Here is an 8,940-nt window from a genome sequence, read left to right on the forward strand (position 1 = left end):
CCCTACTTTGCCTATAGATTTTTATGGTTGGAGCACTTCTTCACTGCCTTCAACCGTCATAACAACCTGCTTGACTTGAGAAAATTGCTTGAGCGTTAGGTCAACTTGAGCTTGCAGTGATTCAAGTTGCATTGACCCACCGCCCCATGCTCGCATTTCGCGACTCCAATCGACGTAGGCGATATCGCCTTCGATCCGCACTGAGCGCAGATGCACCCGCCCAGTCCAGCCAGTTTTATCACCAGTGTAATCGGCAATAATTTTAGGGCTAGGAATCGCTGTGCTATAGGCTGAATCTTTGCCAACTGGACCCCAAACTAACTCGCGTAAGGCAGCGCTGGCGACACTTGAGGTTTTTGGTAAAATCCGAATCCCATTGATCGAGCCTTCGCCAGCTAACCAAGAGACTTCGACACTCGTAGTCGGTTGGCTGGTTAGATCTTGCATATACAGATTTTGGGTCAACTCAACTGTGCCATCAGCCTTGACCAACTCTAAAATTGCGCTTTGGTTGGGTAAAATGGGTGCAGCATTGTCCCACATCAAACTCAAGGCCAAATACCCGTTGTAGGCTTGGGTAGTGTTTTCCAACAGGGTGCCATCGGCGTAGCGCAAACGCACAGTGTAAGTATCGCTGCTTAAACCAACGGCTTCAACATGCAAAGGCAAGAAGGCACTGGTTTCGGGCGCAGGTTGGGCCAAATATGCGCCTGTGCCATTCCAAGCAGGCAACGTCAGAGTTGCTTCGTCACGCCCAACGACTGAACCATCCTTGGGCGAGGTTGTATAGGCCACAATCCGACCGATGCGGCTACTCAAGGGGGCTTGAAAATTGATACTGCCGCTGAATGTTCCAGCCGAGCCATATTCGCCATCGGCAATCACGCTGGTTTGACCGAGCAAATGCAATTCACTATCATAGACTTCGATCACGACATTTTTTTCAAAGGGCATTGCCGAGAGCGTGCCTTTGAAATTCAATGGATTGCCAACGACCGCATGCATCGCTGGTTCAGTCAATTCGATCAAAATTCCTGGCTCGGCAGGCGTCGGTTCGGCAGAAGTCGAAGTAAATTGGACTGGTTGCTCGGCAATTGTGCGATAGGGCAATTCACCGCTCATATCATCTTCGATCACCTTGATCACACCTGGGCCGCTTGCTGCTGCGACGATTGGCACGGTCACATCGAAGGTTGCGCTGCTGCCATATTCGCCAGTGGTATTAATTGGCCCCTCATACAGAATGTTGCCGTCGTTGGTTTGAATCACGAGGCGCAAGGTTTTTTCGAATGGGGTAAGCACGATCGTGCCAGCCACGCGCACCGAATCGGTCAACACCGCATCCACAGGCGGCGCACTTAAATTAATTTGGTTGGCCGTAGCAACCGTTGCTTGCGGCATACCCGTTGCTTGGGGCACGGTTGTTGGAATAGTAGTTGCTGCTGAGCCAGTTTGGATGGTGGCGGTGGCTTGGGCTGGTAAATTGGTGGTTGCTGCTGGCGTGGTCGTTGCAGGGCTTTGACCACCGCAGGCCACGAGTAATAACGCCAGACTTATATATTTCAAAGAACGCATTGAATCCTCCTTCAGATACACCCTTACTCTAGCGGTTAATCATATTTCAGGCCATGGCTGGCAACTGAGGCCCATCTGATAAAAGGATGAAGCAGTTAGGGGTTCAGGGGTGAGGGATCAGGTTTAACGCAGAGGCGCAGAGAATATAATCCTGCTCCCAACAACCGATCCCCAATTCCCCGAAACGTTTATTTGCCCGCCGCTAGGCCTCTATGCTATTATCGCTGCTAGAATAGTAGGTTTATTTGCTCCAACAGCGTTAAGGGGTTTGGCTCCGATGACTGCTTGGTGCTCGCCTAGCTCAATTAGGAGTCTAAAAATTCATGTTGACGATTGATGAAATTTTATCGCGGGGCGTGTCTGAGGTGATTGTTGAAGCCAATGTTCGCCGCAAATTGAATGCTGGCAAACCATTACGCCTCAAATTGGGCATCGACCCAACCCGCAGCGATATTCATATTGGCCATGCAGTGGCGTTGCGCAAGATGCGCCAATTTCAAGAGCTTGGCCATACCGTCGTTTTGATTGTGGGCGACTGGACAGCTCAAATCGGCGACCCCACGGGCCGTGACGAAAGTCGCCCACGCTTGACGGTCGAAGAAACCAAAAGCAACGCCAAATATTACATGGATCAAGTGTTTAAAGTGATTGATCCAGCCAAAACTGAAGTTCGCTGGCAAAGCGAATGGTTTGGCCAATTCGATCTTGAAAAAGCTTTTGGCTTGATTGGACGCTTTACAGTTAACCAAATGTTGGCGCACGAAACCTTCCGCAAGCGCTACGAAGCTGGCCAGCAGTTAACCGTGCTTGAGTTGATGTACCCAATGCTGCAAGCCTACGATTCGATTGCAATCAAGCCTGATATTGAGTTTGGTGGCACTGACCAAAAATTCAACATTTTGGCTGGGCGACAATTGATGGAACAAATGGGCATGGAGTCGCAGGATGTCATCCTCGTGCCATTAATCATTGGCACTGATGGCCGCAAGATGAGCAAAAGCTTCAACAACTCGGTTGATATTTTGATGTCACCTAACGATAAGTATGGCAAAATTATGTCAATGGGCGATGATGTTTTGCCAGTTTATTACGAAGTTTGGAGCGATGCACCACTGGCTGAAGTCAAGGCCATGTCAGAAGCAATCAAAGCTGGCAGCGTCAATCCCCGTGATCTCAAGATGCAACTGGCGCGTGATATTATTCGCCAACTTGATGGTGAAGCGGCAGCGGCTGAGGCTGAAGCTGAATTTATTCGCGTGTTTCAACAACGCGATTTGCCAACCGATATGCCCGAAGTAGCGCTCAGTGAAGCTGCCAACATTGTCGATTTGTTGGTTTCAACCAAGCTGGCCGCGAGCAAAGGCGAGGCCCGCCGCTTGATCGATGGCGGTGGTGTGCGTTTGGCGGGCGAAAAAATCAGCAGCTACGATAGCCTCGTTCAACCAGTTGGCGAACAAATTTTACAAGTTGGGCGGCGCAAATTTGTGAAATTACTTGGTAATTAGCGCTAGATGCGAGGGTGCTGTGACGGGTTCGCGCTCGTCACAGCAAAAGGCTTATGGATCAACCGTTTCCGTTGGCGACCGCCTGTTTTAAATGTTGGCGCAGAGTCCAAGAACGTAACTGTATTGTGCATGGCTATGGCGATGCCAACGCCAAAGTGATGTTTGTCGGCGAAGTGCCCGAAAGTTTGGGAGCCAATCAGACTGGCGTGCCATGGACGCGCACCATTGCTGGTCAGCGTTTGCAGGTGTTGCTGCGGGCCTTACGTTTGCGCACAGCCTCTGATCCTGAGCATGAAGAACCACGTTTGGTCGGCGCATACCTGACCTATCTGGTTCGTTGTAGCACCCACGCCGATAGCCCACCAACCATGGTCGAAACCTCGAACTGCGTTGCCTATCTTTGGCGCGAGCTGGTGTTGGTCAACCCACGGATCATCGTAACGGTTGGCGAAGCTCCAACCCGTTTGATGTGTGCTAAATTGTTTGGCCATGTACCAGGCAATGTTGAATCGATGCATGCCCAACCCTTGCCTGTCGATCAACGGATTCTGCTGCCGATGATCGATCTTGAAACCATCACCAAAGAAGAAGCCCACGTTTTTGCTCGCGTTTTATCGGCCCTGTTGGAAGAGTAGCAAACTGCGTTATACTCTCACCAGAGGATTTCAGGATCGCGAAATTTCTCCCGTATCACTCAACCTGCTAGGCTCTGACCTAGCCTTAAAGCGAGCAAAAGGTATGTTGCGGTTTATTCTCAAACCTGATCGTGATAAATCAATTCGCCAACGCCATCCATGGGTTTTCAGCGGGGCGGTTGCCCGTCGTTCTGGCCCAGTGCATCCTGGCGAAACCGTCGATATTATTAGCTCCGAGGGGGTGTGGTTGGCGCGGGGCACTGCCAGCACCCACTCGCAAATGGTCGCCCGCCTGTGGACGTGGCAACGCGACGAGGAGCTAGACCCCAGTTTTATTCGCCAACGGATCGAACGAGCAATCAAAGGGCGCGAACAGCTCCATAATGATCCCCAAACCAATGCTTATCGCGTAATTTTTAGCGAAAGCGATGGCTTGCCAGGCTTAATCGTCGATCGTTTTGCTGATTGGCTAGTGGTGCAATTGCTGACTCAAGGTGCAGTTGCTCACACGGCGATTATCGTCGCAGCCTTGGCCGAATTGATGCCAGTCCGCGGGATTTACGAGCGCTCTGATGTTGAAATTCGTGCTCGTGAAGGCTTGGGTGAGGCTGAAGGCCTGCTTTGGGGCGAAGCACCACCCGATCAATTAACTATTCGCGAAAATGGCTACGAGTTTGTGCTCGATTTGGCGGGCGGCCAAAAAACTGGCTGGTACGTTGATCAACGCATCAATCGCCAGCGCGTGGCCCAATATGCCAAGGATGCCGAAGTGCTGGGGGTTTTCTCCTATACTGGCGGGTTTGAGGTGCTAGCGGCGGGCGCTGGCGCTCAATCAATCACAGCGGTTGATAGTTCGGCGGCGGCCTTGCGTGGCTTACATACCAACCTCAGCCAAAATGGGCTTAACACTCCAGTTACGGCGGTCGAAGGCGATGCCTTCAAGATTTTGCGCCAACTACGCGAAGAAGGCAAACAGTACGATCTGATTGTGCTTGACCCACCCAAGTTTGCCCACTCGCAGAGCCAAATTGATCGAGCAACGCGTGGCTACAAAGATATCAATATGCAAGCCTTCCACTTGCTACGACCAGGCGGCGTGTTGGCAACCTTCTCATGTTCAGGGCTGATTAGCGCCGATCTCTTTCAAAAAGTGGTGTTTGGCGCAGCCTTGGATGCTGGTCGCGATGCCCAAATTATCGACACACTCACCCAAGGTGGTGATCACCCTGTCTTGTTGACCTTCCCAGAGGCGGCTTATCTCAAGGGATTAATCTGCCGCGTCTGGTAGCCGTTGAGGATTTGCAATGGCGTATCGTTTGCTCAATGAAGGCTCGATCACAACGCCTACTGGCTTTCGCGTAACAGGTATTCACTGCGGCTTGAAAACCACCAGCCGTGATCGTGATCTTGGGTTGTTAATTACCAAAACTGGTTGCACCGTTACTGGCCATTTTGGCGCAACCAGCGGGATAACTGGGGCTTGGACTACCGCTAATTTGCGGCGCAACGCCGAGGATGTGCGGGCCGTCTTGCTGCTGACAGGCGTGGATGGCGGGCGCGGAGCCAGTGCTGTACACAATTGTCAGGAGTTGGCGGGCTTGCTCGCCGAAGAAGCATGGATCAAGCCAGAGCAGGTGGTGTTATTGGCGGCAGGCGCAGCAGGCCCATTCGATATGGATTTATTGCGGCGCGGCGTGCCACGGGCGCTTGATGAACTTGATAGCAAAGGCGGGCGACGTTTAGCCCTAGCCCTTGCCCAAGAGCCAAATCCAACTGCTCAAGCGGCGGTTGAGGTGGAAGCGAGCGATGGGACAAGTGCCAGCATTGGCGGTTTAGCCAGCTCTGGCGATGCTCCACGCTGGTTAATTACCACCAACGCTCAGCTCTCAACCCGCCTGCTCAATCGGGCAGTTTTAGCCTTGCTTGAAGCCTATCCAGCACTTGATCAAGCTGCCATCCTGATTTTGGCCAATCCTAGCGCCAGTTTAGCGCCAACCCACAGCAACCAAGCAGCCTATCGCGAATGGTATGCAGGCTTGGCTGGATTAATTGCCCATTTGAGCGAACAACTCGCCTAGCGCATTGTTTTGCGAGCTATGGCCATGGTACAATCACAACCAAGGCCATAGCTATGGCAAACGAGAGCGCTTATGCAACGATTACCTTTGTTTCCGTTAAACGTGGTGTTGTTTCCTGGAGCACAACTGCCGCTGCATATTTTCGAGCCGCGCTATCGCACAATGATTAGTCGCTGTCTTGAGGAAAGCAAGCCGTTTGGGGTAGTGCTGATTCGCGAGGGCGTTGAGGTTGGTGGTTCAGCCGTGCCACATATGGTTGGCACAACCGCCGATATTCAAAGCGCCTATCGGTTAGCTGATGGCCGAATGTATATTGTGACCGAAGGCCGCCAACGCTTCCGCATCAACTATCCACTTAGCGTTGACCCGTACATGGTTGCAATGGTCACGATGCTTGATGATGATGTCAACGATCGCCATCAAGCTGATGAATTGACCGCGCTTTATTCACAATACCACCGTACCGTTGCCGCCGCGACTGGCATGCGCTCCAATGCGATCGATCTGCCCAGTGAGCCAGTGAGTTTAAGTTATAAGCTAGCCGACTCGATGCAGATGGCCTTGCCAATTAAACAACGTTGGCTTGAATCCGATCTTGATCAACGGATTCATGAATTGATCGAGGCGCTACAATTTGAGCTAGCGCTCCTGCCCAACATTCCGCCCGACCAGTTGGATCGTGAACCACCTTTTGAAAACACTTCGTGGAATTAAGTGCCACGTCACAATTATGTTAATTGCTAGTGTTCGACTTGAACTCTTCATCCCCGCCGTTCATTCACTCAAAGAAAAACGTAGTGTGCTTAAATCGATCATTACCCGTTTGCGCAACGAGTTCAACGCCTCGATCGCCGAGGTCGATGAACATGATCGTTGGCAGCGCGGGGTGATTGGGGTAGCCTGCGTCGGCAGCGAAACTCGCTATCTCGAAGGCCAAATCGATGCAATTATTCGCTGGATCGAGCAAAATCGGCCTGATGTGAGCATTGTGGATATTGAGCGCGAGCTGTTGTAATCGCATCCTCCGACGTTCCCTCCCCTCAACCCCGCTCCCACTGCGGTGAACGAGGGGAGTATTCCCTGAGCGGTTCCCCTCGCCTCGCGTACAGGCGAGGGGCGAGGGCATACCACATCCAGTCGATCCCCAACCCCCAACCCCCGATCCCCGAATCCTACTGCATTTGCCAGATGCTGGCGCTAATGCCAGTTTGTGGCAAAACTAGTACCCCAGCCTGAATCGTAATTTTCGTTGTGCCAGCGACTTTGATAAAGCTTGTACCATCAGTCAATCCGGTTGCGAACATTGGAATTGGGGGAATGCTGGTAGCAGCCCGCTGGGCAACGATCAACAAACATTCATCAGCGCTGCGCCGCATAAAGGCCACCGTATCGCCTTCGGCCAGCAATAATTGAAATCCGCCAACACTCAAAGCGCTCGAACTACGGCGTAATCCAATCAGCGAACGATAAAAAGCTAGCAGATCGTGATCCCAAACTTGTGCATCCCATGGCATACAGCCGCGACACTCGGGATCGCCGCCGCCTTGCATGCCGACTTCATCGCCATAATAGATGCAGGGCACGCCCGGGAAGGTCATTTGCAGGGTAACTGCGACGTGATGTAATGACAGATCACCACCAACAATCGTCAACAAACGTGGCGTATCGTGCGAATCGAGCAAATTGAATTGTTGCAAAGCGACTTGCCATGGAATCACGGCCAAAAAGGCCAGCCATTGCTCGCCCAAGGCTTCAGTCGGCAATAAGGCCCGATCTTCCCAAACCAGGTTCCACACCGAGGCCATATCGAAGCCAACTAGCCATTGCAAGGTCGGGAAGGTAAAGCCACGATAGTTCATGCTGGCATCAAGTTCATCGCCTTGAAGGTGATTCGTGCCATCATAGAAATGTTCGCCAAGTAAATAGGCTTCAGGTGATTCGGCTTTTACGGCGCGGCGCAGTGCGCGGCCAATTTTATGCCCTAACTGGCTCGAACCTTGGCGGGCCAACATATTGGCTACATCGATTCGCCAGCCATCGATCGCATAGGGTTGACGCAACCAATGGCGCACAATCGCCTGTTCGCTGCCATAAATTGCTTGGCGCAAGCCATGGCTGGTGTAATTGAGTTTGGGCAATGAGCGATGACCTAACCATGATTCATACTCGTTGGGATGTTGCTTCCACGAAAAATAATCAGCGGTAGGCGCGTTGGTATCGGCTTGAGCCGCCGTAAACCAATGATGAGTGTAGCCACAGTGATTGAGCACAATATCCAACATCAATTTCATCTGGTAGCGTTGGGTTGCTTGGCGCAATTCAGCCAAAGCCGCCTCACCGCCAAAATGCTGATCGATTTGCAGATAATCGGCGGTATCGTATTTGTGGTTTGAGGGAGCAGTAAAAATCGGCGTGAGATACAGCGCATTAATCCCTAGCTGCGCAAGATAATCAAGCTTTTGGCTAATACCCTGTAAATCGCCACCGAAAAACTCGATACCACCCGTGGCTTTCTGAGGAGCCTCGCCCCATTGGCGGGCAATCGTTGGCTTGCCATAAACTGTATATTCGCCATCAACCACATTATTGCTTGGCTCGCCATCACAAAACCGATCAGGAAAAATTTGATAGAACACTGCTGAATGCACCCAGGTTGGGGCATGATAATCAGCCAACAACTTAAAATCGGTCGCATCGGTAGGGGTTGAACGTTGCATGCCTGCTGCCGAAAGCCACCAGCCGCCTTGCTCGGTCATCAGCCAAAAGCGATAGCCAGTGCGCGGCATCGAGAGCGTGATTTGGCCTTGCCACCATTGAATCGTTTCAGTCCGTTCGGCTGGTTGCATCGCCACAAACGTTTGCTCGCCATCGGGGCAGATGCGAATAAAGGCTTGGGTAATTGGCGCAGCTAATGGAGTTCGCAAGCGAACAGTTACTTGTTGACCAAGGTGATAGGGCTGGCTTGGTTGAAGGTACAGCGCCGAACCATCGTGGTGCACAGCGCTTGTCCAAGTTGGGTAGTGCATTGGTCTTTCTCATTATTAATACATGGGGATTGGTTGCTGGGGGCCGGGGGTCGGTTTTTAGTTCTAGGTATAATGGTTCATTGGATTGAGTTCCCTCACCCCCAACCCCTCTCCCACTGCG

At 51.9% G+C, this 8,940-nt stretch carries 8 protein-coding genes; 6 read left to right on the forward strand and 2 right to left on the reverse strand.

Features of this window, described 5'->3' with window-relative positions; genetic code table 11:
* Window positions 1–21: 21 nt before the first annotated feature.
* Window positions 22–1,575: a Gmad2 immunoglobulin-like domain-containing protein gene (locus tag DEF47_RS07715; RefSeq protein ID WP_012191228.1), complete on the reverse strand. Its 1,554-nt coding sequence runs from the start codon at window positions 1,573–1,575 to the stop codon at window positions 22–24.
* 323 nt (window positions 1,576–1,898) lie between these two features.
* Here DEF47_RS07715 and tyrS point away from each other — a divergent pair, with 323 nt between their 5' ends.
* The 6 genes from tyrS to DEF47_RS07745 all read left to right on the forward strand — a co-directional run bounded on the left by tyrS (window position 1,899) and on the right by DEF47_RS07745 (window position 6,808).
* Entirely contained in the window at window positions 1,899–3,080 is a 1,182-nt protein-coding gene (tyrS, locus tag DEF47_RS07720) for a tyrosine--tRNA ligase (protein WP_012191229.1), read from the forward strand.
* Between the two features lie 53 nt (window positions 3,081–3,133).
* Window positions 3,134–3,715: a uracil-DNA glycosylase family protein gene (locus DEF47_RS07725; protein ID WP_012191230.1), complete on the forward strand. Its 582-nt coding sequence runs from the start codon at window positions 3,134–3,136 to the stop codon at window positions 3,713–3,715.
* Window positions 3,716–3,818: 103 nt separating this feature from the next.
* Window positions 3,819–5,003, forward strand: a complete 1,185-nt coding sequence (locus tag DEF47_RS07730; protein ID WP_012191231.1) for a class I SAM-dependent rRNA methyltransferase — start codon at window positions 3,819–3,821, stop codon at window positions 5,001–5,003.
* A gap of 16 nt (window positions 5,004–5,019) precedes the next feature.
* A complete protein-coding gene (locus tag DEF47_RS07735; protein WP_012191232.1) occupies window positions 5,020–5,793 on the forward strand; it encodes a bifunctional glutamate N-acetyltransferase/amino-acid N-acetyltransferase in 774 nt (257 codons plus the stop codon).
* A gap of 72 nt (window positions 5,794–5,865) precedes the next feature.
* Window positions 5,866–6,507, forward strand: a complete 642-nt coding sequence (locus tag DEF47_RS07740) for an LON peptidase substrate-binding domain-containing protein (protein ID WP_012191233.1) — start codon at window positions 5,866–5,868, stop codon at window positions 6,505–6,507.
* A 16-nt stretch (window positions 6,508–6,523) separates the two neighbouring features.
* Complete coding sequence (locus DEF47_RS07745) at window positions 6,524–6,808, forward strand: DUF503 domain-containing protein (protein ID WP_012191234.1); 285 nt, start codon at window positions 6,524–6,526, stop codon at window positions 6,806–6,808.
* A gap of 157 nt (window positions 6,809–6,965) precedes the next feature.
* Here DEF47_RS07745 and malZ read toward each other — a convergent pair whose 3' ends face one another.
* The gene (gene malZ / locus DEF47_RS07750) at window positions 6,966–8,819 is read right to left on the reverse strand and encodes a maltodextrin glucosidase (protein WP_012191235.1); all 1,854 of its coding nucleotides are present in this window, start codon (window positions 8,817–8,819) and stop codon (window positions 6,966–6,968) included.
* Window positions 8,820–8,940: the final 121 nt, after the last annotated feature.

This window comes from Herpetosiphon sp., from assembly GCF_003512625.1.
Classification (GTDB): domain Bacteria; phylum Chloroflexota; class Chloroflexia; order Chloroflexales; family Herpetosiphonaceae; genus Herpetosiphon; species Herpetosiphon aurantiacus.

What these genes read in the sequence shown, in the direction of transcription:
- DEF47_RS07715 (WP_012191228.1), bottom strand. Translation starts at nt 1,575, where the DNA reads ATGCGTTCTTTGAAATATATAAGTCTGGCGTTATTACTCGTGGCCTGC.
- tyrS (WP_012191229.1), top strand. Translation starts at nt 1,899, where the DNA reads ATGTTGACGATTGATGAAATTTTATCGCGGGGCGTGTCTGAGGTGATT.
- DEF47_RS07725 (WP_012191230.1), top strand. Translation starts at nt 3,134, where the DNA reads ATGGATCAACCGTTTCCGTTGGCGACCGCCTGTTTTAAATGTTGGCGC.
- DEF47_RS07730 (WP_012191231.1), top strand. Translation starts at nt 3,819, where the DNA reads ATGTTGCGGTTTATTCTCAAACCTGATCGTGATAAATCAATTCGCCAA.
- DEF47_RS07735 (WP_012191232.1), top strand. Translation starts at nt 5,020, where the DNA reads ATGGCGTATCGTTTGCTCAATGAAGGCTCGATCACAACGCCTACTGGC.
- DEF47_RS07740 (WP_012191233.1), top strand. Translation starts at nt 5,866, where the DNA reads ATGCAACGATTACCTTTGTTTCCGTTAAACGTGGTGTTGTTTCCTGGA.
- DEF47_RS07745 (WP_012191234.1), top strand. Translation starts at nt 6,524, where the DNA reads ATGTTAATTGCTAGTGTTCGACTTGAACTCTTCATCCCCGCCGTTCAT.
- malZ (WP_012191235.1), bottom strand. Translation starts at nt 8,819, where the DNA reads ATGCACTACCCAACTTGGACAAGCGCTGTGCACCACGATGGTTCGGCG.